This is a genomic window from Burkholderia vietnamiensis LMG 10929 (genome assembly GCF_000959445.1).
Classification (GTDB): domain Bacteria; phylum Pseudomonadota; class Gammaproteobacteria; order Burkholderiales; family Burkholderiaceae; genus Burkholderia; species Burkholderia vietnamiensis.
The window spans coordinates 320,418-343,896 of record NZ_CP009632.1; the positions used below are offsets into that span (position 1 = coordinate 320,418).

Here is a 23,479-nt window from a genome sequence, read left to right on the forward strand (position 1 = left end):
CGCGCGTGGATCATCCGTCTTTGCCTTTGCGCCAACATATTCGGACGGCTGTCGTGACGTTGGCCGCACTAGCTTGCCTGATGGCTGGACTAGCCGTATCGCTCTGGCTCGCATCGTTCATCTTCTATGCCAGCCTGCGCATGAATCCGCTGCATGCGGGAGTGTGGGGCTGGTTCGACGCAGTACTGATGTGGCGAGACGGAATGATGCCGAACGTCGGGCGTAAGCTCGTGGGGGCGGCGTTGTTTGCTGTACTCGTGTCCGCGGGTGGTCCGGTAGTGGGCTTTCATGCGCTATGGGCGAGCTCGCATCGGCGTCGTCTCTATGGCAGTGCGCGCTTTGCGAATGAATCGGAAATCCGGCAGGCGGGGTTGCTATGACGACGCATGGCCGCCTTGATACGCCACCTGCGATTGTCGTTGGAATATGGCGCGGCCGCTACCTGCGATTTGGAGGTCAGCAGTTCGTGCTACTTGCCGCACCTGCCCGCTCCGGCAAGGGAGTTGGCGTAGTGATCCCGAATCTGCTCACCTTTCCCGATTCGGTCGTGGTGCTCGACATCAAGCAGGAAAACTATGCGACCACATCCGGCTTTCGCCGCGCACATGGACAAGATGTGTATCTGTTCAATCCGTTTGCCGAAGATGGCCGGACACACCGCTACAACCCACTGTCGGCGATCTCAGATGGCTTGTTCCGGGTGGGCGACATTCTCACGATCGGCTATGCACTGTATCCACCCGGAGGTCACGACGATTTCTGGAAAGATCAGGCGCGAAATCTGTTCCTCGGCATCGTGCTCCTGCTGTGCGAATGGCGCGATGCGCACCGGGCTGGCAAGGACGCGTCGAGTCCCGATTTTCCCGTCACGATGGGCGAAGTGCTGCGGCAGTCGTCGGGCAATGGCATGCCAGTCAAAACCTATTTGCAGCGAGCGCTGGTCCGGCATCGTGGCTTGCTCTCGCAACAATGCGTGGATGCACTGAATCGCTTCCTGTCTAATGACGACAAGGTGCTGGCGAGCGTGTTGGCGACCTTCAATGCGCCGCTGACGATCTGGGCCAACCCGATTGTCGACGCAGCAACGAGCGCGGACGATTTCGATCTGCGCGATCTGCGGCGCCGACGTATTTCCATCTATATCGGTGTCACGCCAGATCATCTGGCGGAAGCAGCCTTGATCGTGAACCTGCTCTTTTCGCAGATTATCAACTTGAACACGAAGCAACTGCCCGAAGCCGATCCTACACTCAAGTTCCAATGCCTGCTTGTGTTCGATGAGATGACGGCAATCGGAAAGATCCACATTCTTCCGCGCGCGATTGCCTATATGCCGGGTTTCAACCTGCGTGTGCTGTCGATCGTGCAGTCGATCGCGCAATTCGAATCCGTTTACGGGCGATCCGATGCCCGTACCATCATCACGAACCACGCGATGCAGATCCTCTATGCACCGCGCGAGCAGAAGGACGCGAACGAATACTCGGAAATGCTCGGTACGTTTACCGACCAATCGCGCAGTGTGAGCCGCCCCAACGCATTTTTTGGCGGCCGGGGTGGTTCAAGCGAAAGCGTATCTGAACAGCGCCGGCCGTTGCTGTTGCCGCAGGAATTGAAGGAACTGGAGCGCGACAAGGAAATCATCTTGCTCGAAAACACCAAGCCGATTTTGGCCGACAAGATCTGCTATTGGCGCGATCCCGAGTTTGCGGCCCGCGTCATGCCGGCACCGTCCGTGCCCACCCTGAACATGGAGCATTTCTCCGCGGTGGTCCAGCGTCGCTTGCGCGACTTGCATCCCGATGAGCTCGACCCGCAGGACGCGGGGCTCGTTCATGTGCCGCACGAGTACCTTGAAGTACTGCAGGCATGGAATCCGCGCGATCTGCCGCCGAACCTCGCAGACCTCAGCGAGGAGGAGGCTGTGGCTTATGTCGAGCGGCATTTCGTGCTGCTGGGTATGCCGGCCGGTAAGGTTGAGCAGGTGAGACGTTGCCTGAGCGCAAGCGATCTTGATGTGGCTGAGCTCGATTTTGTTGAACCGGCGCGCCAGGCAGCCGTGAGCGGTGCGCCAGTCGGGGAAGTCCGGCAATGACGACGCCCTATGTACACGATGTGGATCGTGCACGTGCAGCGCTTGCCGTCATTCCGGCCGACGACTATGGGACCTGGGTCGATATGGCGTTCGCGCTCAAGCAGGGCTTCGGCGACGAAGGTTTTGAAATCTGGGACGCGTGGAGTCGGACGGCACCCAACTATAACGAGCGTGCAGCTCGGACTACATGGCGCTCGGCCAGCGCATCCGGTGGCAAGACGCTCGCTACGCTTTTCTGGCAGGCGCGTCAGCACGGCTTCGATCTGAAGCGGGCGAATTATCCGAATCGCATGACCACCGTATTGGCGGCGTCACCCGAGGTATTGGCTCAGCGCGCACGGGAGGAGGTGCAACTTCAAGCACGTCACGCAGCTGTTGCTCAAGAGGCCGCATCGATCTGGCAGTGGGCGAGGCCAGTCGGCCCAGCGCATCCCTATCTTGTACGTAAACACCTTGAGCCGCCATACACGCTGCGCGAGCTCGATGCACTTGAACTGCGTGCGCTGCTTGGCTACCTGCCGGCCAGCGAGGAAGTACCGCTGCATGGACGTGTTTTGATCGTGCCTGTTGGGAATGGGTTGATCTCGACGCTCGAACTGATCGACGAACACGGGCGCAAATCATCTCTGGCTGGCGGCGCGAAAAGAGGCGGCTACTGGACGACGGAGCCGAGATGGATTCCGGCCAGTGCTCCGTCGCGGGTTTTGGTCGCAGAGGGTATGGCGACTGCCCTGGCGGCCTCCAGAGCCACAGGTTGGTTCGCGACGGCGGCGCTGTCCAGCGGGAACCTGGGGCTGGTAGCGAAGAGTTTGCGTGAACAGTATCCCGCCGCGGAGCTGATCGTGCTAGGTGAACTGGGTCGTGGCGAGCCGCAGGCACGGGCGCGGCGTGCGGCGGAAGATGCGAGTGCGCATCTGGTTTGGCCACGATTCGCCGCAGATGCGCGTATCCGCGACATGGTACCGAATGACTTCAGTGACATGGTGGTGCTGAGCGGATATGAAGCGGTCGGCGAATACCTGCGCGCTGTGGTCCGTACTGTTGTCAGGGCAGATGGCCAATCGGAAATCTTCGCCGAATCCGGTGTGACCGTGGTTGATGTCAATGAGCATGAGGAGGACGGAAAAGTGAGCAACGTCAAGGAAACGCTGTTGACAGGAGATGACGGTACGTCGCGTCTCCGGTCCTCAAAGCGCGGTGCACCGAAGCAGGCTACGCCGGATGTGCCGGCAACGGAGCGTGCATCCGGCTCCGCGTCACCCTCGGTGGATGCTCCATCTGACACTCTGCCTGTTGCGGCGCCATCGGCTACCGATCCGACTCGACTTGCGTCGACGCGTCCACCAATCGGCGAGGCGCTGTTTGGCCTTGCTGACGTTCCGAACGAGGTCAAGGCGCTCGCGGAGCATCGGTTTGGCTCACCGCTGAGGCTGGGCACGCCGCGCGAAAACGGTGGCCCCTATCGGGGTGAGGTCTTCAACACGGAGCGCTATCTAATCCAGCAGGTCGCGACACGCAGTGTCGTGTTCCACCGCAAAGATCGAATGACATTTGTGTCTGACCGTCTGAAATGGATGGATGAAAACTCCCGTTTGAATGGATCCGAGTTGCAAGTGGGCTATGACGGCGATCAGGCGAAGGTTTATCCGTGGGACCGGGCGCGCGATCTGCTGGAACGTATGGTCGGTTCACTGAAGAAGTCGGTCCGTGAGTTGAACTACAGCCCCAATCTTGAGGCGATGCTCGATCAGTTGCAGGCGAGATCCTGGACGCGCATCCGTGAAGCGCGTGCGGCCGCACTCGAGAAGTCGCGGGAACATGATGTGTCTCGCAAAGCCGGTTCAATGCCTGACCGATAAGGCATACCAGCATCGAGCCGACATTCAACGTCGATCTTTAGAATGCGAGGTGCCACATGGCTCTGAGGACTTTCGCGAACGACGCCGATCCAGTTATCAACGTGATCGAACAGGATTTGACGGCCAGCGGTGGAGGACCGGCTGCGTTGGACGAACGCCAGGGCAGGCTGGAATCAGCTGCGCTAGCAGCCGTATCGGCCCGGCGCAGACGTGAGTTTGATGCCGCCCGGGCGAGATTGCGGGAGCAAGCGATCCGCGACGATGCGACCACACGGTCGAGGGCTCAGACTCGCCCGCCGAGCGGGACTCAGGCCGACATGAGTTTGACGAGTGCGCCGCTTGACCAGTTGCCCGAACGTGTGCGCAAGCGTTACCTGCGCGCGGGCAACCAGTATTTCCTAAAGGAGGCGCCGTATCAGCTTGCATTTGAAGATTTAGGGTCATACCTCGTAACTGAGCACAACCGGCCGGATGTGGTCGAGTCGATGATTGACATGGCGCATGCAAAATCGTGGCGGCGCATTCGTGTGTCGGGCCACGAAATGTTTCGTAGCGAGGCGTGGTTCCAGGGCACGCTGCTCGGCATTGACGTGAACGGCTACGCGCCCAAAGCGGCAGATCTGGCGCGCCTGACGGAGGCGCGGCAAGCGCGGTTGGACAACCGCATCGAGGTGGTCGAGCAAATCGACGCGCCGACGGCCGCGAGCGCGGCGGCTCGTACAGATAATCCGCCTGTGATTTCAACTGTACCCCGAGCCGGCGTAGGCACGAATAGCGACCGAAAATCTCCATCCACATCGGTCCTTGCGTCGATGTCTGAACTGCCTATTCGCGATGGCGGCCGTACCGCTGAAAACGACGAGGCCGATATCCCTCGGAAATACGTCGGAGAGCTGCTCGAGCATGGCGCGGCCCCATATCAGCACAATCCCGCGCGCAGCGGCTCGTACTACGTGGTATTTCGCGACGAGGCGGCCGTCGATCAGGTCGTGTGGGGTGTCGATCTCGAGCGTGCGGTGCGGGAGGCGAATGCCCAGATCGGGCAGCAGGTGACACTCGAAAATCTCGGCAAACGCCTCGTCACCGTGCGATTGCCGATTTTGAATGACGAAGGGAGCGTGATAGGTGAAGAGGAGAAGCTCGTTCATCGAAATACTTGGCAGGTAGAGAGCGTGCAGCGGGACCATGACGTTGCAGTCTCGAACAAGCCGGACTATCCGCAGGTTGAGCAAGCTGGATCTACAGATTCACTCGGTGTTCCAGTCGACGAGACAGCACCGCACAATATCCGCGATGCGCGCTATTGGTCCAGGCAACGGGCATTGCATGTAGCCGTGCTCACGGCGGCCATGCGAGAACAGGGTTTTAGCGAGCGCTCCGTTACCCGAGTTCGGCAGCACGCTGAACGCATGCTCGAGGCATTGCGGCGCGAGGGCATTCCGGTGCCTACGCCGAAAGTATTCGATCCGAACGCGCCGTCGGGCCGGGATCGGCGTAAGCATCAGGTGCCGGAGCGCATGCCTGCCAGCGAGCTCGAGCGCACACCAGCCGAGCCGCCGCAATCAGCACCGTCTCGCTGAGGCTAGTCGTGGTCGTGCGCGAGCGCTTGTGCGTCGAACTCGGGGAAATCAGGGTGCGCTGGGAATACTGGTGTGCTCGCCGAGGTGTGACGGCGGGCGAGGGCGTGCGTCAGTTGATCGCAACGGCTGTACGTGACAATGCGGCAGACGGATCCGGCACGACCATATGGCGCTTGCCTCGACCGGTGGTTGGAGAGCCGCGTCATCGCATCGAAATCCGACTGACCAATGCGGAGCTGAATGCGGTCGAGCGGTGCGCCGCAGCAATAGGTCTGCGCAGTAATCGCTGGATCGTGTCGTTGGTTCGGGCGCAATTGACCCGGGAACCGCAATTGGGCGTGTCCGAATTGAATGCGCTCTCCATATCGAACCAACGACTTGCTGAGATCAGCCGTTTGTTGGGCGAACTTGCACGTGCCGACGAAAACGAACTTGTGCGTCGAGATCTGGTGTCCGAATCGGCAGAATTGCAAAAGCGTATTGACGAACACCTGCGTACGGCAGCTGCGATCATGCGCGCGAACCTCGATCGATGGAGCCGCTGACATGTCATATCCGAAAATCTACATCGATGCGATGCTCGTGAACTGGGGCGACCGCCTGTTTCATGATCCGCTGCGACATGCGCAGGCATCGCGACTCTCACATGTGGGCATTCGCGACGCTGCCGCTCGCATGCGTGCGCAGATCGCCCGCACGCTCAGACGCGCTCCGGAAGTCATGGTCAAGATTACCAACCAGGCGGCGAGTGCACAGGGCATGGGAGCTGTACGTCGACATCTGCGCTATATCTCTCGCAACGGCCGGATCGAACTGGAGGATCAAAACGGTGCCTGTATTGAAGGCAAGGATGCGCTAAGCGATCTCGCGAAGACCTGGCAATTCGGCGGTTGGGGTATCCCCGAGGCCAGCACGCGCCGCGAGACTTTCAACATCCTGCTGTCGATGCCACCCGGAACGGATCGGAAGGCAGTTCGCGATGCGGCTCGGGATTTCGCGGCGCTTGAGTTCGGTGATGGCCGGGCGTACGTTTTCGCTGCGCACAATGACGAAGCTCATCCGCACGTGCATCTGAGCGTACAGGTACGTGGTCCGAATGGGCATCGTCTGAATCCACGCCATAAGGATCTTCAGCGATGGCGGGAGCGTTTTGCGGAGAAACTGCGTCAGCACGGTGTCGAGGCGAATGCGACGCCTCGACGTGTGCGCGGCGTGACGCAGCGCTACCCGAAGCAGCCCGTCGTCCATATGGTCGAGCGTGGAGAAATGCCGAGGTACTGGAGATCGATGCCGACCGATGCTCAGCGCGATGCAGTATGGGTCGCGCAAGGTGGCGCATTTACCGCCTGGCGATCAATGGCCTATGCAATGGCGAGGTCGGGTGTCCGTGAGGATCGGGCAATGGCCGTTGAGATGGCGTACTTCGTCGGGTCCATGCCGGTGCAACGAGATCGAACAATGGCAGGGCGTGCGAGGCGCGAGATGCCGGATCGACAGATGCCAGATACTGTCGAGCGTTCCGGTGGCGCCAGGCACGATGTGGAACGCTAATGGCCAGAGCGCATGATGGCTGTCGTTATCATGGTGCGACTCGGCAGCAATCATATTTACAAGCCGAGTCCCGGATGTTTGGAAACTTGGTGCCTGGTTGGGTACGCGGCCCGTTGTCCCCACATGCGAAGCGGTCTTCTACGCTGGCCTGCGGATGATCCGTCGGCCCTTGGTTGCCGGTAATCTCGAACAGTGCCCAGTCTTGCCCGTTGTGTTGCGACTTGAGCCCACAGTTTCGAGCCGCTAGGCTCATTCCCGATCGGAAAGCCATGCTGGCCCGGCCTTGAATGTCGCGACGAGCAGAAACAGGAATGTGATCGCGAGAAGCGGGATGCCGTAGATCGCCACCGGGAAAAACAGCACGAGCTGCAGGACCGATCCGGGAACACCGTACATCAGCGCTGTGTTTCTGATGTTTTCGTACATCAATCGGATGACTGCCGCAAGCCCCATTGCTATGAGCACGAGACCCGCCCTTGTTGGTTCGTGATGCAGTAGTGCGAATCCCCATCCGACATATCCCCACCATATGAGATTGATACCGACTGCGGCAAGCCAAAACCCACGCGCCGTGAAGAAACTGTAACCGTACCGGTGTCGCGAGTGACGATCAAAAAGCTGAATGCTTTTTGCAATCGCGATGACGGTACCAAGGATGATCGCGAGTTTGAGATATTCCACGGAACGTTCCTCCAGAGTGTGGCGCCTGATCGGGGCGCCTCCTTTGGCGACATGAACGGCTCCTCAGCGAAATGTGACGAGTCGGTTGCCCTGCCTTCCAATATAGACGGACAGACCGAGAGCAGAAAGTTTGGACATCTGAAATATCAGCGAGTCATATTTCTGCGAATCTCCGTATGTGGAAGAGAACAGGTCTTGCTATGAGCGAAACTGTGGACGAATGCGAAGAACATTGGAGCTCTTGGTAGCGCGCGCTGCAGGCGTTGATCTAGATGGCACGCGCAACATCGGACCAGCCTTGGTTTTCGAGGAGCGTCGCAATGGCGTCAAAAACCGGCGCAAGCCTATCCTGCCATGCCTCGATTCCCGTGTTGTTTTCTATACCGCGTGTGACTTTCTGGCGCTCAATGTGTAAGCCATGTACAACGCGAATTCGCATCCATGTAATTGCAGTGCGCGCCGCGTTTGACGTAGTGATGCGAAGAAGCAATCGGCACACGAGCGCCCGATCAATCCCTGTCGAGATAGACGCAGAGGTGCCGAGGACGTCCTGCAGTGCCCAGTGAGTGGATGGTGCGCTCGGCGTATCGCGCATGTCGTGCGGGTGATACTTTTGTTTGATCCGCAGTCCCACCGCGATGAAAATTATCGCGAAGCGCACTCGCGTGTATGGCATATGCGTGGCAATGGCGGGTCGAGACGGGTGAGCGTCGCGTTCGTGTACCTGAGACATGAGTTGCGTCGTGGCGTATCTTCGGTGCGAATCCGCGAGCGCATTATGTTCACCGCGATTACGCTGGTGTGCACGAGTGGGAGAGCAGGTGAAAGGCCCGTGAAAATCGAGGACCGCTTTGGCAATCGGCAAAAAATATTTCTCGTTCCGTCAATGTCATCTGCATTCCGATGTATTCCGTCGTCGTCGAAGCACGCACGAAGCAGGTGTTGACGGCGAGTGAGTGTGTGCGCAATATGGAGCGAAGCTTGTGTATCGGAGTGAGTCATGTCAGACGTCAGGAACTTCACGCGAGGGCAGTGGGAAGCGTTTGGACGCAGACTGAATGCGCTGCCGGAAAAGGCGAAACACGACCAGCCGGTCAAGGTGGGCGATGGCGTGAAATCCATATGGACACAGATCGTTGCGGCGCGGGAGAAGGGATACACGATGCCTGAGCTGATCGAGCAGGCCGCGCAGGAGGGCATTGACGTGAGTCTCAATTCCTTGAGATATGCGATGCGTTGCGCTGACGGAAGGGGGCGAATGCGGCGGGGTAGTCGGGACGCGTCGCGGGAGCCGGTGACACCGCCACCGAGGGGCAGGAAGTCCGCCCAAGCCGAAGCGCCACTTGAGGAGCCGCTACGCGCCGGAATACACCCAAAGGGAGACAAGGAGGTGACCAAACCGGAGCAACAGGTACAGGGCTTTCTCGGGTTCCCGATCAGCTCCGATACCGAGAACTTGTAGAGGTTACGCATGGCGACGGAAAATCCCCCTATCTATATGGTCGGCGGCAGCAAGGGCGGTGTTGGTAAGAGTTTCGTGACGCTGGCGCTGGTCGATTATCTTCGACGCACGGAGGTCAATGTCGTGCTGGTAGAAACGGACACGTCCAACCCCGATGTCATGAAGGCGGTCCACGACGAGATCGTATGCGGGTCGTGTGATCTGGACGACGTTAGCGGCTGGATTGACTTCGTCAATTTTTGCGATGCGCACCGGGATGCGACGGTTGTCGTCAACACGGCGGCTCGGAGCCAGGCGGGCGTTGCGCAGTACGGCGGGACGCTCGCCAGCACACTTGATGAACTGGCCCGGCGTCTCGTTGTGTTGTGGGTCATCAACCGGCAGCGCGACAGCCTTGAATTGCTTCTCAGGTTCGGTGCGACGTTTCCGAATGCGCTCACGCACGTCGTACGCAACGGCTATTTTGGGCCGCCCGAGAAATTCACTCTGTACCGGGATTCGCAATTGAGAAAGGCGGTCGAGGCTCAGGGCCAGTCACTGGATTTTCCCGATCTTGCCGATCGCGTCGCGGACGAACTGCGCAGCCAGCGTCTGTCGGTACACAAGGCGGCGGAAACGATGCATATTGGCGAGCGGGCGGAACTGCTGCGCTGGCGCGCAGTGTGCAGCACGATGTTCGCCAGGGTGACGACTCATGCGTAAGAGGCGGGCTGGGTCGCCTGACGCGCTTGCCCGCCTGTTTCTCGAGGCCACGGGCGAATTGCCCGATGACGGTAGTCTGCTGCGGATGCGCCGGGTTTCCGGTGCGTTGAACCTGCGGGACAACGATGCTCTGTGGTCAATGATCGTGGCGCTTGAATACTACGCACGGCTGTACGAGGCGATGCCTGATCGTATCCGCAGGGCCGGGGAAGGAGGTTTCGACGCTGTGCGTCGAGAAGTCGATGAGGCGACCGGGGCCTTGATGCGCCAGCACCGCGACGCGCTCGCGCGCTGCAAGGCGACGATCCAGCTGGCGGAGGACATGACGCGTGAGCACGAAGCGGGGTATCGGGCTGCGCTCGCCTCGCTCAATGAGGCATCAATAGTCGCGTTCGCCGACCGGCTGGCCAACCGGGCTGCGAAGATCGCAGGCAACCGAATGGTCGGCGCAGTCGCTGTGGCGGCGCGGGATCAGCGGGCGCGAATGGATGAGGCGGTGGGCGTGTTGGGGAGCGCGATGGCCGATGCCCTGAAACGGATACAGACGGGTATCGAGTTGACTGAACGGCGTTTGACCCGCGCGCTGGCTCGCCTGCTGTTCGCCGCGGCCAGCCTTTTTGTGACGTTTCTCGCTGTCGCATTCTGGCTAGGTGAGCATGTCCGATGAACAGTATCGGGTTCGGCTCTTGGGTGGGAGTTTGCCCGATCGTCGCGGCACCCGTGTCGCGCGCGGCCTTCCTGTCATGGCGCGCCAGCCCGCACTCGATAGCGAGGTCGGCTTGCGAGTCGACGATGATGAACGCACCGGCTTCGCCCATTTGCTGCGTGCTCCATGCTGGTGTGTGCATTTCGGCCACCCGAATCGCAGCGGTGACGATGTCCAGTTCGGTTTCGATCCGTTCGCATTCCTCCCGGGCATTTCGTCGTCCTCCGACAGCGCGTCGTACTGGTCCCGCAAGCTTGTCCTGCGGGGCGGTCAGGACATTCATTTCGCATTGCTCGTCTCCGGTACACGGGGGCGCAGTCGGAGCGAGCCTGTCGTAGTGGTTCAGTTCGAGTACGTCACGCTCGATGCGCATTTCGGTCCAGTTCCACGCTCGGCACGAATGTCCCCTGCTACCGTTTCGAGTTTTTCGCCCCGAAGACGTTGCAAGTGCTGTGTCAACGATGAATCCGGTGTTTTCAGCGTCGCTGAACAGGTCCCGCCGGACAAGGCCGTCCACAGTCTGGTAGGCGGCAGCGGCTGCGTGCGCGTATTGAGTGGTGAGCGTCGGAGGCTGGAATACGGTACGGTCACGATGGCTTGTTCGTTGCCGAAGTAGGTTTCGAGCATGGCGGTCGATTGGGCAGCGCCAGGATCGGAGGTTTCGGTTTCGGTTTATGCGGCTGACTCTAGAAAATGGAAGGAAACGTTCCGGGTCGCGCTTCTTCCTGAACCTGTTAGGACATGGCCCGGATAGGACGTCTGACAGATTGGGACGCTTGAGGCGACATGGCGTCGCCCCAAGCGCTTACGCCTTCATTTGGCGCATGGCGTCGGCCAGCATCCAGAGGGCGCGATTGAGCTTCACGTTCTGATCGATGCCTGTGACGGGGCGGGTGGACATTGCCCGGCCGGTTCGCGAGCGCCCGTGCAGCCCGCCTTTGGTGAGGTTTTCCTGCACCCGGTTGAACACCGTCCAGAGATCGTCGCGGCGATCCTCGAAACGGCGCGGGGCAAGCAATTGGCTCTCGGTGACAGGGGAGGGGGCCTCCGTGTCAGTCGGGTCGTAGCGCAGTGCAAGGGCGGAACGGGCGAACGCGTGCTGTTCAGCGCGGTCCAGTTCGACGCCGCGCATGCTGTCGGTCTGCTCGCGGATCAGGTCGAAGGTGTCGAGCACGTCGAACGCGCCATCGATGACGTTCCGTGCGATGTTGCCTTTGTGTGGTATGCGGATATCGCGCACGCTGTCGCCAGCGACCATGCCGTTCTGGCAGACGAAACGCAGCACACCAGCCAGCATCTGGTAGCTGCTCGTGCCGTCGTGCGAGTTCAGCAGCACGACCTCGTTGGCTTCTTCCCCGACGATCTGGGTGGCGTGACGAAGCCGGAGCATGTGTTTCGTGTACTCGCGCTTGCCTGGATCACGCACGCGGCTCTGGCAGACCATGAACGGCTGGAAGCCTTCATTGCGCAGACCGCGCAGCACATCGATGGTGGGAATGTAGGTGTAGCGTGCGGAGCGGCTTGCGTGCTTGCCGTCCGCGAAGATTGACGGCGCGACGCTACGGATCTGGTCGTCCGAGAGGGGCGAGTCGGCGCGCAGTATCGGCGAGCCGTAACGGAATGAGGAAGCGAGTTGCATGGCAGTCTCCACAGTCAAGGTTGAGGGCTGAGATGGGGCGGAGGAATGCGCTGTACCGTTGAGGCTGGACACCTTCCGGTGGAACTCGGGGTCGGCCTCGCTGCCGCGAGGCGCCCGGGTTTCCGCCCGTGCGACTGATGGAGCCGATAGCGCGCGGGCGTCAAGGAAAAAGGCGAGGGAGGGGGGCGGGTAACACGGTCCCTCGCCCCTTGATGCCCGCGCGCTATCGGCTACTGTCGCGGGTCGAGGGCGGGAACCTGGGTGCCACGTGCAGCACGTGCCTCGAGTTGACCGGACAGGGTCGAGGCTGAAAGGCTGGCGGATGAGCGGGTTGACTGCTATGCCAGGGATTGATCCCCGTTAGGGGCGACACGCGGAACTGGGCTCGACTCGCAGCACGAAAGCCTGGTCACGACGCGTGAGCGGCGGCAGGCATCCGACGTTGGCCTAGGTGGTATGGCGCGCGCAGGCTACAACGGCAACGCGTTGTCAGCGGGCTTGGCCGAAGGTCTGAAATCGTTTTTCAGGACGATTCACGTGCGGCGCGCGGTGCGATGTGCGGCACCGCCACGCCGCGGCATGTCACGCGCGTCGCGGCAGCCGCACCGCGAATACCGTTTCCGACGCGTCGGAGCGCGCGTCGATCCGCCCGCGATGCGCGTGGGCGATTTCGCTAGCGATGTACAGGCCGAGGCCCAGTCCGACGTCCTCGCCGCTTTTCTCTGATGGACTGGTGCCGCGTTGCAGCGGATCGAAGATGCGCTCCAGCAGATCCGGCGCGACGGGCGGACCGCTGTTGCCGATCTCGATCGTCACTTCGTCGTCGCTCGCGATCGCGCTGGCGCGAACCGGCGTATTGGCCGTTCCGTACTTCAGCGCGTTGGTCAACAGATTGCTGAGCAACTGCTGCATCCGCTGATCGTCCCAGTTGCCGCGGAGGTCGCCGCGCACGTCGACATTGATTTCGCGGTCCGGATGCGCGGCCCGCAACTCATCGACCACATTGGCCACGACATGGGCGAGATCCGCGTCGCGGCGAATCACGTTGATGCCGAGCCCGAGCTGCGTCCGGCTGAAATCACACAGGTCGTCGAGCAGCGACTGCATGCGACCGCCGCTTCTGATCAGCCTGGCGGCGGCTTCCGACACCTTTTCGCCCGCATTGAGCGCCGACAGATAGCTTGCCGTCAGGCGTATCGTTTGCAACGGCGTGCGCATGTCGTGCCCGAGCATGCCGAGCAACAGGTTGCGCGCCTGCTCGACCTGCTCGGTAAAGAACGCGACCGATTCGGCGAGCGCCTGATCGATCGCTTCGTTGAAGCGGATCATGTCGTCGAGATCGGGCGGGCTCGGCCGACACTCGTCGATCCACATCCCCAGCACGCTGGCGCGCAGCGCGCGATACTCGGCCGCCAGCTGGTTGATGTCGAAGCCGCGCCGCGCGCGCAGCACGGCATGCGTCTGGGCGGCCGTTTCCGAGGCATTCGTCGGCTTGGGTGCGCGGCCGAGCGATTTTTCCCGCTGTTCTTCCCGCGTTTGTGGGGTTGCGATGTCCTTGGCAATCGCCTCCAGGATCTGGCGAGCATGATCGCGCAGCCCGTGGGAGTCGATGGTTCTCGCGGCCGGGAGCAGCGTTGCAGCGAACGCCTCCCACTGCACGAGGATCGGTTCCATGTTGCGCGTGATGAATTCGGCTAGACGCATGTCGCCCCTCATGACGGAATGAATGGTGGACGCTTCTGTCGATGCGCACGATATCACGTCAATGCCGGGAAACGGGATGATCCGCGGGCTGGCGCGGGAGCGAGCGGCTCCCCGGGCGCCCGGGATCGCGCACGGCGGGGGCGGTTCGATCGCGAGCGGTGGGTCGGGCGCGAGGGTAGTCGACCGGTCGGCGGTTGCCGTCGCCGGGGGAGTGCGGGCCGCCCCCCGCTTCAGCCCCGACCGCGCGTCGCGACGACCACGGCCACCGGCAGCGCCGACAAACACCGGTCGAGCCGCAGCATGCCGTCATGCGTCTCGACCGCGCCGCCGCCGTTCAGGCAGTCGAGCCACGGCCCGCCCGCCACCGGCGGCAGCACGACCGCCGTATCGCCCCATTCCCGAGGCTCGATGCGCGGCAAGCCCGGCATGTCGCCGAGCAGGCGGCACGCGAGCCGCATCACGACGACCACGACGGTCGCCGTGTCGTCGCGGCGGGCGAACGCCACCGCATGCCGCCCGAGCGGACCGCGCACGCGCAGCGGCACGTACGCGCCGTCCGCGAACGTCGTCCGCCGGTGCGCGCGCAGCGCGAGCATCCGCTCGATCAGTGCGCGTTTCACGCGCGCGTCCGGCCAGTCGCGTAGATACGCGGCGACCGGCCGATCGACCGGCTCGGCCGCGAGCTGCGCGAACGGCACCTCGCGCCGGTTGTCGGGATCGACGAGCGAGTGATCCCATAACTCGGTACCTTGATACAGATCGGGCACGCCTGGCGACGCGATGCGCAGCGCCACCTGCGCGAGACTGTTGACGACGCCGGCCGGGGCGATCCGCGCGACGAACGCATGCAGCCGATGCAGAAAATCGCCCGCACCGCGCGGCGTGAGGATCGCGCGCACGAACTGCTCGCTCGCGCGTTCGTAGTCCGCATCGGGCGCGAGCCAGTCGGTGTGCTGCTTCGCTTCGCGCAACGCCTTGGTCTGCCAGCCCACCACACGCTCGGCCAGCGCGGCGACGCCCGCCGCGTCGTCGGGCGCGAGCGTCGGCGGCCAGCAGCCCACCAGCGTCTGATACAGCATGGCCTCGGCCGCCGGCCCCGGCGTCCACGCCAGATCGCGATGCGCGGCGCCGCGATGCGGCTGGTTCAGCGCCGACCAGTCGAGCGACACCGCGCGCCACGCGTCCGGCACTTCGCTCAGCACGGCGAGCCGCGCACGCGCGTCTTCGCCGCGCTTGTGATCGTGCGTCGCGGTGGCGACGAGCGTGCGCGGCACGCTGCGCGCGCGACGCCGGTTGCGCGCGTGGAACGCGCCGCGCGACAGGCTGAAGTCGCCCGCGTCGGCGCCGACCTCGTTGCGCGACAGCAGCCGGCCGTAGCGGTAGTTCGCCGTATCCTCGACGCCCTTCGCGGCAAGCGGCGCGCTCAGCTGTGCGAACGCGACGCGCACCGCGAGCAGCGCGGCCGGATCGGCGCGCGGCACGCGGATGCCGGGCAGCCCGAGCCAGGCGGCGGCGCGCTCGAGCGCATAGCGGTCGGACGGATCGATCGCCGCGCGGGCCGCGTCGTACGCGCGTTCGAGCACGCGGCGATCGGCGTCGCCCGGTTCGTCGCCGAGCGCCGGATACATGCGGTACACGGGCAGGTGCACGGCGAGTTCGCCCAGCACGCGGTGCAGCGCGTTGCGGCTGATGTCGCGGGTCGCCGGCGCGGCGCGCGCGATGCGGTGCAGCGCCCGCGCGAGCCGCGCATGCTCGCCCGCGAGCTGGCGCGCGAGCACGCGCCGCTTGCCGGCGGTCGCCTCGTCGGCGAAGGTGCGCGTCGAGCCCGACACGGCGGCCCAGTGCGCGGCGAGCGGCGCGGCGCCGGCCGGGTCGTGCAGCAACGCGGCGACGTCGTTCATGAAGTCGTAGCCGGTCGTGCCGTCGGCGTGCCAGTCGTCGGGCAGCGTCTCGCCCGGCGCGAGAATCTTCTCGACGACGAGGAACGGCCGCTCGTCGCGCTGCGCGGCGAGCCGCGCATGCAGACGCCGGCAATACGCGCGCGGATCGGCGAGGCCGTCGACGTGATCGACGCGCAGGCCGTCGACGAGGCCCGCCGCATGGAGCGCCAGCGGCAGCGCATGCACTGCATCGAACACCGCTTCGTCCTCGACGCGCACCGCCGCGAGCGTCGCGATGTCGAAGAAGCGCCGCCAGTTCAGTTCGTCGGCGGCGGTGCGCCACCACGCGAGCCGATAGTGCTGGCCTTCGAGCAGATGGTGCAGGCAGGCGCGCGAGCGCGCGCGCCGCGGATCGACGCCGCGCAGCACCGCGTCGAACGCGTGCGCGCCGTGCTCGGCCGCGTAGTCGCGCAATGCCGCGTGCGCCTGCGCGAGCCGCGCGCTGCCGCGCAGCGGCGCGGCGGCGAAGCGTTCGGCCAGCGCGTTCAGGTCCGCGCGGTTCGCGATGCGCAGGATCTCCGCATAGGTCGCGGCCGCGACCGGCAGCGTGCGGCCCGGGCATGCGAAGAAGAAGCGCCCCGTCTGCGGATCGACGTCGAGCGTGATGTCGCCGGCCGCGAGCGCGTCGCCGTACGGCGCGCCGAGGCAGGGCAGCAGCACCTTGCCGTCGAGCGCCGCATCGGGCGGATGCCAGTCGATGTCGAAGTAGTGCGCGTAGGGGCTTGCCGGCCCCCATTCGAGCACGTCGCGCCACCAGTGGTTCGATGCGCCGCCGACGCCCATGTGGTTCGGCACGATGTCGACGATGACGCCGAGGCCGCGCGCGCGCAGCGCCTCGACCAGTCGCTTGAAGCCGGCTTCGCCGCCGAGCTCCGCGCTGATCGCGCGATGGTCGACGGTGTCGTAGCCGTGCAGCGAGCCGGGCTCGGCCGTCGTGATCGGCGACAGGTACAGATGGCTCACGCCGAGCCGCGCGAAATAGTCCGCGTGCGCGGCCGCATCGTCGAACGTGAAGCCCGCGTGCAGTTGCACGCGCAGGGTCGCGCGCGGCGTCATGCGTCCTCCCGGCGCGCAGTGCGTGCGCGTTCGATCGCGGCGATGCGCTCGCGCACCGGTGCGTCGAACAGCGCGTCGATCGCGCGCGGCAGCCGCCGCAGCCAGTTCGGATGGCCGCACGGCGGGCCGGGAAGGTTCGGCTGTGCGTCGAGGCCGAGCAGGTCTTCGAGCGGCACGATCGCGAGCGGCGACGGGCTGCGCGCGACGTAGGCGACGACTGCGTCGACCGGCGGCGCATCGGGCGGCGGCATGGCCTGATCGGCCGGCGCACAGCCGGCGCGCTGCAGCGCACGCCACAGCGCCGTGCGTTCGGCCGCGCGCTCGGTTTCCGCGCTGGCGGCAGCCGCCGCGAGGTCGGGATCGGGCGGCGATGGATCGCGGCCGGCGTCATCGGCGTCGTCGCGCAAGCACGGCGCGTTGCGTTCATCGCCATCCGCGCCATCCGCCCCATGTGCGGCCGCGGCCAGCCCGACGTCGTCGCCCGCGCCGTGTGCGGGCCCGTCGTCCCGCTGCGCGTGCGCGCCGCGCCGCCATTCGAGATCGACGCCGCGCCACCAGCCGGCGACGGTCGGCAGATCGTGCGTCGACGTCATCGCGACCGTGTCGCGATCCCAGTCCGACGGCGGCCGGAATGCGCCGTCGGCGTCGCGCTCGAACCACAGCACGCGCATGCCGGCGATGCCCTGCGCGGCGATCCGCTCGCGAAAGCCGGCCGGCACCGTGCCGAGATCCTCGCCGATCGCAATCGCGCGATGCCGGGCCGCCTCCAGCGCGACGATGCGCAGCAGATCGTCGAGCGGATAGCGCAGGTACGCGCCGTCGCGCGGCGAGCGGCCGTGCGGCACGATCCACAGCCGCGCCAGGCCGAGCACGTGATCGATGCGGATGCCGCCCGCATGCGCGAACGCCGCGCGCAGCAGCTCGATGAACGGCGCGAAGCCGGTCGCGCGCAGCGCGTCCGGCGTCCAGGTCGTCACGCCCCACGCCTGGCCGTCGGTGTTGAACAGGTCCGGCGGCGCGCCGACCGACACGCCGCGCAACAGCGTCGTGCCGTGCGCCCATGCATCGCTGCCCGCGCAATCGGAGCCGACCGCCAGATCGGCGATCAACCCGAGCGCCATCCCTGCATCGCGCGCCGTCGCCTGCGCGCGGCCGAGCGCGTCGGACGCGCACCATTGCAGGAACGTGTGGAAGGCGATCGTGTCCGCGTGGGCCTGCGCGAACGCGTCGACCTCGGGCGACGTCGGGTCTCGCCACTGCGCGGGCCATTGCCGCCAGTCCGCGCCGATCCCGTTCTCGATGCAGAACGCCTGCAGCGCGTCGAAGCGCGCATGCGCGTCGAGCGCCGCGCCGCCGGCCGCGCGGAATCGTTCGAATGCGTCGCGCGCCGGCTCGCCGTTTTCGCGCCAGGCGTCGAAGCACGCACGCAGGCGCCGCAGTCGCAGCGGCAGCACGTGCGGCCAGTCGATCAGCGGCGTGTCGGGCGCGCGGCCGTCGTCGTGGGCCGGCTCGCGCGTGCATCGCACGAAGTCCGCGCCCGGCACCGCCTCGCAGTCGAGATAGGCGACGTTGTGCCAGCGCCGCGACGACGGCGAATACGGGCTGTCGTGCTCGGGCAGCGCCGGATAGCCGGCGTGCGTCGGGCTGATCGCGACCGCGTGCGCGCCATGCCTTGCCGCGTGCGCGGCGAGTTCGGCGAGCGCCGAGTAGTCGCCGGCGCCGTCGTCGTTGGTGCGGCGCAGCCCGTACAGTTGCGCCGCGATTCCCCAGCGGCCGTCAATCTGCGGCATGCGCTCGCCGGCGAACGGGCGCGCGCGCGGCGGCGCGATCGCGAGCGCAACGCGTCGTGCGCCGAGGTCGAGCGTGTGATAACCGGGCTCGTCGATCGGCGCCAGCGTGCCGGATTCGCCGCCGGCGGTGACGCGCCCGTCGACGTGCGCGCCCGATTCGAGCGTGATCCGGTAGCGCGTGCCGGCCGGCGCGACGGCGTGTGGCAGCGCGAGCGGCGCACCGGCGTCGCCGGTGACGAGCTGCGGCGGCGCGTTGCGCGCATCGGCAAGCGCGGCCGCGCTGTCGACGCGCTCGATCGGCGTGCCGCAGGGCCAGCCGAGTGCGTCGACCAGCGCGACGAGCGCGTCGTCGTCCACCCGACGCGCGACACCGCCCGCGTCGGTCCAGTCCGGTTCGAGCCCCGCGGCGCGCGCGAGCTCGGCGATCGATACGTCGGTCGTCATGTGTTAGCCGTCATGTGTTAGCCGTCGGTGCGTTCGCGCGATGCATCAGCGCGTCGTGGTTGACCGCGCCATCGCGCCAGACGATGCAGCTGCGCGCCGGCAGGCGCCGGTCAGCGAGCCGGTCGCGCGCGCGCGGTGGCGTCTCGAACACGACCTTGCCGACCGGCAGCGTGTCGAGCACCGCATCGTGCGAGCCGGGATTGAAGGCGATCGTCAGCGTGCTGCCGTCGCCGAGCCGCCAGCGGGCGGCGAGGGCGATGGGGGTGTCGTTGGGGTTGCCGTTGCCGTGGCTGTCACCGGCGTCGCCACTGTCGTCTCTAGCAGCACTAGCGCCGTCAGCGCCGGCGTCGCCGGTACCGCCAGCTTCACCAGCGCCGCTCCCAGCAGCACCGGCAGCAGCACCAGCAGCACCAGCAGCACCAGCAGCACCAGCAGCACCAGCACCGGCACCAGCACCAGCACCACCAGCACCGCCGTTACCCACGCCCTCCACATGCGCCCCCAACAACTCGACCCCCAACGCCCGCGCTCCCGGCAAATGCGGCGTCACCAGCGCTGCCCGCACCGTCAGCGCGCTGCGGTAGAACCGCCGCCACGTATCGGCATCCTGATGCGCGTTCTCGTGCGCGTGCGCCGGCGACGACCGCACGAACGTCCCGAGGTCGTTCGGATCGGGAATCGCGTCGCGATGCGCGGGGTCTGCAAAAGCCGGGAACGCGGCGAACTCGCGGCGGCGGCCGTCGCGCACCGCATCGGCGAGCTCGCCGCGATAGTCGGTGAAGAACTGGAACGGCTGCGTGCTGCCGTCTTCCTCGCCCATGAACAGCAGCGGCACCTGCGGCGCGAGCAGCAGCAGCGCGGTCGCCGCGCGCACCGCGTCGTCGTTCGCGAGCGCGCGCAGCCGTTCGCCGAACGCGCGGTTGCCCACCTGATCGTGGTTCTGCAAAAACGCGACGAAGCTCGTCGGCGCGAGATGCGCGCTCGATTCGCCGCGCGGCGCGCCGTCGTGCAGCGGCGACGGCTCGCCCTGATACGCAAAGCCTTCGCCGAGCGTGCGCGCGAGCCGGCGCAGCGGCGCGTCGGCGTACGCGCGGTAGTAGCCGTCGCGCTCGCCGGTCAGCAGCACGTGCGCGCTGTTGTGGAAATCGTCGTTCCACTGCGCGTCGAAGCCGTCCGGCCCGAGCAGGCTCGCGGTATTGCGCTCGTTCTCCAGCACCAGATGCACGTGGCGCGCGTCGCCGACATGGGCGCGCACGCGGCGCGCCAGCTCGCGCAGCCACGCGTCGTCGTCGATCGCATGCGCGGCGTCGATCCGCAGCCCGTCGAAGCGATACTCGTCGAGCCAGTACAGCGCGTTGTCGATGAAGAACGTGCTCGGCTGCGCCCGCGAGAAGTCGATGGCCGGCCCCCACGCGGTCTTGCGGTCCGCGCGGAAGAAGTCCGGTGCGTAGCGCGGCAGGAAATTCCCGTCCGGGCCGAAGTGGTTGTAGACGACGTCGAGCAATACCTGCAGGCCGAGCCCGTGCGCGGCATCGATCAGCGCCTTCAGTTCCTCGGGCCGGCCGTACGACGCATCGGGCGCGAACGGCAGCACGCCGTCGTAGCCCCAGTTGCGCGCGCCGGGGAACGCGTTGATGGGCATCAGCTCGATCGCCGTCACGCCAAGTGCGGCCAGCGCCGGCAGCCGCCGTTCGACGCTCGCGTAGCCGCCGCACGCGCCGACGTGCAGCTCGTACAGCACCGTTTCGTGCCACGGCCGGCCGCGCCATGCGTCGTTGCGCCAGCGGTACGCGGCCGGATCGACGACCTGGCTCGGGCCGTGCACGTCGTACGGCTGGAAGCGCGACGCCGGGTCCGGCACCGCGAAGCCGTCGTCGAGCACGTAGCGGTACAGCGCACCGGCGCCGCACGCGGCGACCACCTCGAACCAGCCGTCGCCGGCGGGCTGCATGTCGATGCGTTGTTCGCCCGGGCGCTTGCCCTCGAAATCGCCCTGCAGCTCGAGCGCGGCGCTGCGGCTTGCCGGCGCCCATAGCCGGAAGCGCGTGTGTCCGGCGTCGACGCAGGTCGCGCCGAACGACGACGCATACGCGTGCGTGCCGGGCGGAAGGTCGGAACGTGACGTCATGACGGCTCCTTGGTGGACAGGTCGGGCGGCACGGCCGCCACCGCGATCACGGCGGCGTGCGCGGCGACCTCGACGCCGCTGTCGGGCCACGAGCGCGGGCCGGCGTCGGGCGTCGCGGTATCGAGCAGCACGCGGTACTCGAGCGCGGGCGCGGGCTGCTGGAACGTGATCGTGTCGGCCGACGCATTGAGCATCACGAGCAGCGCCTCGGTGCGGCCGGTGCGGCCGGTGCCGACGCGCCGCATCGTCAGCGCGCGGCGCTCGCCGTCTTCCCACGCGGGCACGCTCAGCACCTCGCCGCGCTCGTCGAACCATTCGATCTCGCGCATGCCGGGCGCGCCGTCGCGGTCGCCCGACGGATAGTGCGGCGCGGACATCACCGGATACATGCGCCGCATCGCCGCGAGCCGCGACACGAAGCGGATCATCTGCGTGCCTTCGTCGCCGTGCGCGAGCTCCCAGTCGAGCCACGACAGCTCGTTGTCCTGGCAATACGCGTTGTTGTTGCCGTGCTGGGTGCGGCCGAATTCGTCGCCGGCCACGAGCATCGGCGTGCCGAGCGCGGTGAATAGCGTCGCGAGCATCGAGCGCGCGACGCGCGCGCGCAGGTCGCGGATCGCCGGATCGTCCGTCGGCCCTTCGGCGCCCCAGTTCGCGCTGCAGTTGTCGTCGCGGCCGTCGTGGTTGTCCTCGCCGTTCGCGTCGTTGTGCTTGTGCTCGTACGACACGAGATCGGCGAGCGTGAAGCCGTCGTGCGCGGTGACGAAGTTGACCGACGCCCAGGTCCGGCGGCGCTGATGATTGAACAGATCGGCCGACCCGGCGAGCCGCGCCGCCAGCTCCGGGCGCTGGCCGGCGTCGCCGCGCCAGAAGCGCCGCACCGTGTCGCGAAAGCGGTCGTTCCATTCGGCGAAGCCGGGCGGATGGCGGCCGAGCTGATAGCCGCCGGGGCCGAGATCCCACGGCTCGGTGATCAGCTTGCGCTGCGCGAGGATCGGGTCCTGCCGCAACGCGTCGAAAAATCCCGAGCCGGGCTCGAAGCCGTGATCCTCGCGGCCGAGCGTCACGCCGAGATCGAAGCGGAAGCCGTCGACGTTGAACGCGGTCGCCCAGTAGCGCAGCGAATCCATCACCATCTGCACGACGCGCGGATGCGACATGTTCAGCGTATTGCCGCAGCCGGTCTCGTCGACGTGATAACGCGGATCGTCCTGCCGCAGCCGGTAGTAGCTCGCGTTGTCGAGGCCGCGCCACGACAGCGTCGGGCCGAGCTCGTTGCCTTCGCAGGTGTGGTTGTAGACGACGTCGAGCACGACCTCGATGCCGGCCGCATGCAGCTGGCGGATCGCGATGCGCATTTCGTCGAGCCGCCGCGTCGACAGGTACGACGGCTCCGGCGCGAAGAACGCGGCCGTGTCGTAGCCCCAGTAGTTGCGCAGCCCGCGGTTCACGAGCGCGCGCTGCTGGAGGAACGCATGCACGGGCAGCAGCTCGACGGTCGTCACGCCGATCGACAGCAGATGATCGATGAACGCCGGATGCGCGAGCGAGGCGAACGTGCCGCGCTCCGGCGCGCGCAGGCCGGCGCGCCGCATCGACGCGCCGCGCACGTGGGTTTCGTAGATCACGGTATTGCGCCACGGCACGTCCGGGCGCCGGTCGGTGCTCCAGTCGAACGCCTCGTCGACGACCACCGCCTTCGGCATCGCGGGCGCCGAGTCGCGGCGGTCCATCGACAGGTCGGAGCGGTTCGAATGCACGCGGTAGCCGAACAGCGCGTCGGACCAGCGGAAATGACCGACCAGCTTGCGCGCGTACGGGTCCAGCAGCAGCTTGGTCGGATTGAAGCGATGGCCCTGCTGCGGCTGATACGGCCCGTCCGCGCGAAAGCCGTACACGGTGCCCGGATGCGCGTTCGGCAGATAGCCGTGCCACACCTCGTCGGTGCATTCGGGCAGGTCGAGCCGCGCGAGTTCCTTGCGGCCGGTCGGATCGAACACGCACAGCTGGATGCGATGCGCATGCGCGGAAAACACCGCGAAGTTGGTGCCGAGCCCGTCCCAGGTCGCGCCGAGCGGATAGCAGCGGCCGGGTTCGAGGCGGGCAGGCAGTGCAGACGGCATGGGGAGCGTCTCCGTGTTG

Annotated in this window: 18 protein-coding genes; 10 read left to right on the forward strand and 8 right to left on the reverse strand. The window is 65.7% G+C overall.

The window, feature by feature from the left end:
* Positions 1–5 precede the first annotated feature (5 nt).
* Genes AK36_RS32015 through AK36_RS32030 form a run of 6 tightly spaced genes read left to right on the forward strand, consistent with a single transcriptional unit; the run spans position 6 to position 7,085 of the window.
* Complete coding sequence (locus AK36_RS32015) at positions 6–380, forward strand: hypothetical protein (protein ID WP_011879931.1); 375 nt, start codon at positions 6–8, stop codon at positions 378–380.
* Positions 377–2,095: a type IV secretory system conjugative DNA transfer family protein gene (locus AK36_RS26330; protein ID WP_045579590.1), complete on the forward strand. Its 1,719-nt coding sequence runs from the start codon at positions 377–379 to the stop codon at positions 2,093–2,095. The genes AK36_RS32015 and AK36_RS26330 overlap by 4 nt, the downstream gene beginning before the upstream one ends.
* A complete protein-coding gene (locus AK36_RS26335) occupies positions 2,092–3,954 on the forward strand; it encodes a PriCT-2 domain-containing protein (RefSeq protein ID WP_045579591.1) in 1,863 nt (620 codons plus the stop codon). The genes AK36_RS26330 and AK36_RS26335 overlap by 4 nt, the downstream gene beginning before the upstream one ends.
* Before the next feature lie 56 nt (positions 3,955–4,010).
* Positions 4,011–5,534: an LPD7 domain-containing protein gene (locus AK36_RS32020; protein ID WP_080938764.1), complete on the forward strand. Its 1,524-nt coding sequence runs from the start codon at positions 4,011–4,013 to the stop codon at positions 5,532–5,534.
* Positions 5,535–5,542: 8 nt separating this feature from the next.
* The gene (locus AK36_RS32025) at positions 5,543–6,079 is read left to right on the forward strand and encodes a plasmid stabilization protein (protein WP_080484367.1); all 537 of its coding nucleotides are present in this window, start codon (positions 5,543–5,545) and stop codon (positions 6,077–6,079) included.
* A gap of 1 nt (position 6,080) precedes the next feature.
* On the forward strand, positions 6,081–7,085 hold the full coding sequence (locus AK36_RS32030; RefSeq protein WP_059475157.1) for a relaxase/mobilization nuclease domain-containing protein: 1,005 nt from the start codon (positions 6,081–6,083) through the stop codon (positions 7,083–7,085).
* Positions 7,086–7,334: 249 nt separating this feature from the next.
* Here AK36_RS32030 and AK36_RS26355 read toward each other — a convergent pair whose 3' ends face one another.
* A complete protein-coding gene (locus AK36_RS26355) occupies positions 7,335–7,766 on the reverse strand; it encodes a hypothetical protein (protein WP_011879938.1) in 432 nt (143 codons plus the stop codon).
* A 268-nt stretch (positions 7,767–8,034) separates the two neighbouring features.
* Positions 8,035–8,499: a hypothetical protein gene (locus tag AK36_RS33400; protein ID WP_144410679.1), complete on the reverse strand. Its 465-nt coding sequence runs from the start codon at positions 8,497–8,499 to the stop codon at positions 8,035–8,037.
* A gap of 267 nt (positions 8,500–8,766) precedes the next feature.
* On the opposite strand from AK36_RS33400, the gene AK36_RS26360 reads away from it, so the two are divergent.
* From AK36_RS26360 to AK36_RS33405, 4 genes are read left to right on the forward strand one after another with little or no spacing between them, the layout of a single operon-like run.
* Positions 8,767–9,228: a hypothetical protein gene (locus tag AK36_RS26360; RefSeq protein ID WP_011879940.1), complete on the forward strand. Its 462-nt coding sequence runs from the start codon at positions 8,767–8,769 to the stop codon at positions 9,226–9,228.
* 9 nt (positions 9,229–9,237) lie between these two features.
* A complete protein-coding gene (locus AK36_RS26365) occupies positions 9,238–9,930 on the forward strand; it encodes a nucleotide-binding protein (RefSeq protein WP_045579595.1) in 693 nt (230 codons plus the stop codon).
* Positions 9,923–10,597, forward strand: coding sequence for a hypothetical protein (locus AK36_RS26370; protein ID WP_011879942.1), 675 nt, complete (start codon positions 9,923–9,925; stop codon positions 10,595–10,597). Before AK36_RS26365 ends, AK36_RS26370 begins: the two co-directional genes overlap by 8 nt.
* A complete protein-coding gene (locus tag AK36_RS33405) occupies positions 10,587–11,252 on the forward strand; it encodes a hypothetical protein (protein ID WP_126221078.1) in 666 nt (221 codons plus the stop codon). The genes AK36_RS26370 and AK36_RS33405 overlap by 11 nt, the downstream gene beginning before the upstream one ends.
* A gap of 189 nt (positions 11,253–11,441) precedes the next feature.
* Here AK36_RS33405 and AK36_RS26375 read toward each other — a convergent pair whose 3' ends face one another.
* From AK36_RS26375 to glgX, 6 genes are all read right to left on the reverse strand, one after another.
* Complete coding sequence (locus AK36_RS26375; RefSeq protein WP_045579938.1) at positions 11,442–12,275, reverse strand: DUF932 domain-containing protein; 834 nt, start codon at positions 12,273–12,275, stop codon at positions 11,442–11,444.
* 582 nt (positions 12,276–12,857) lie between these two features.
* Positions 12,858–13,979, reverse strand: a complete 1,122-nt coding sequence (locus AK36_RS26380; RefSeq protein WP_045579596.1) for a sensor histidine kinase — start codon at positions 13,977–13,979, stop codon at positions 12,858–12,860.
* A gap of 230 nt (positions 13,980–14,209) precedes the next feature.
* On the reverse strand, positions 14,210–16,975 hold the full coding sequence (gene treY / locus AK36_RS26385; RefSeq protein ID WP_045579597.1) for a malto-oligosyltrehalose synthase: 2,766 nt from the start codon (positions 16,973–16,975) through the stop codon (positions 14,210–14,212).
* The gene (malQ, locus tag AK36_RS26390; RefSeq protein WP_045579598.1) at positions 16,972–19,209 is read right to left on the reverse strand and encodes a 4-alpha-glucanotransferase; all 2,238 of its coding nucleotides are present in this window, start codon (positions 19,207–19,209) and stop codon (positions 16,972–16,974) included. The genes treY and malQ overlap by 4 nt, the downstream gene beginning before the upstream one ends.
* 10 nt (positions 19,210–19,219) lie before the next feature.
* Positions 19,220–21,337, reverse strand: coding sequence for a malto-oligosyltrehalose trehalohydrolase (gene treZ, locus AK36_RS26395; RefSeq protein WP_045579599.1), 2,118 nt, complete (start codon positions 21,335–21,337; stop codon positions 19,220–19,222).
* Entirely contained in the window at positions 21,334–23,460 is a 2,127-nt protein-coding gene (gene glgX, locus AK36_RS26400) for a glycogen debranching protein GlgX (protein ID WP_045579600.1), read from the reverse strand. Before glgX ends, treZ begins: the two co-directional genes overlap by 4 nt.
* Positions 23,461–23,479 lie beyond the last annotated feature (19 nt).

Coding starts and splice junctions, on each gene's coding strand:
- malQ (WP_045579598.1), bottom strand. CDS start 19,209: ATGACGACCGACGTATCGATCGCCGAGCTCGCGCGCGCCGCGGGGCTC.
- glgX (WP_045579600.1), bottom strand. CDS start 23,460: ATGCCGTCTGCACTGCCTGCCCGCCTCGAACCCGGCCGCTGCTATCCG.
- AK36_RS33405 (WP_126221078.1), top strand. CDS start 10,587: ATGTCCGATGAACAGTATCGGGTTCGGCTCTTGGGTGGGAGTTTGCCC.
- AK36_RS26360 (WP_011879940.1), top strand. CDS start 8,767: ATGTCAGACGTCAGGAACTTCACGCGAGGGCAGTGGGAAGCGTTTGGA.
- AK36_RS26380 (WP_045579596.1), bottom strand. CDS start 13,979: ATGCGTCTAGCCGAATTCATCACGCGCAACATGGAACCGATCCTCGTG.
- AK36_RS32020 (WP_080938764.1), top strand. CDS start 4,011: ATGGCTCTGAGGACTTTCGCGAACGACGCCGATCCAGTTATCAACGTG.
- AK36_RS32030 (WP_059475157.1), top strand. CDS start 6,081: ATGTCATATCCGAAAATCTACATCGATGCGATGCTCGTGAACTGGGGC.
- AK36_RS26365 (WP_045579595.1), top strand. CDS start 9,238: ATGGCGACGGAAAATCCCCCTATCTATATGGTCGGCGGCAGCAAGGGC.
- AK36_RS26330 (WP_045579590.1), top strand. CDS start 377: ATGACGACGCATGGCCGCCTTGATACGCCACCTGCGATTGTCGTTGGA.
- AK36_RS26370 (WP_011879942.1), top strand. CDS start 9,923: ATGCGTAAGAGGCGGGCTGGGTCGCCTGACGCGCTTGCCCGCCTGTTT.
- treY (WP_045579597.1), bottom strand. CDS start 16,975: ATGACGCCGCGCGCGACCCTGCGCGTGCAACTGCACGCGGGCTTCACG.
- AK36_RS33400 (WP_144410679.1), bottom strand. CDS start 8,499: ATGTCTCAGGTACACGAACGCGACGCTCACCCGTCTCGACCCGCCATT.
- AK36_RS26335 (WP_045579591.1), top strand. CDS start 2,092: ATGACGACGCCCTATGTACACGATGTGGATCGTGCACGTGCAGCGCTT.
- treZ (WP_045579599.1), bottom strand. CDS start 21,337: ATGACGTCACGTTCCGACCTTCCGCCCGGCACGCACGCGTATGCGTCG.
- AK36_RS26375 (WP_045579938.1), bottom strand. CDS start 12,275: ATGCAACTCGCTTCCTCATTCCGTTACGGCTCGCCGATACTGCGCGCC.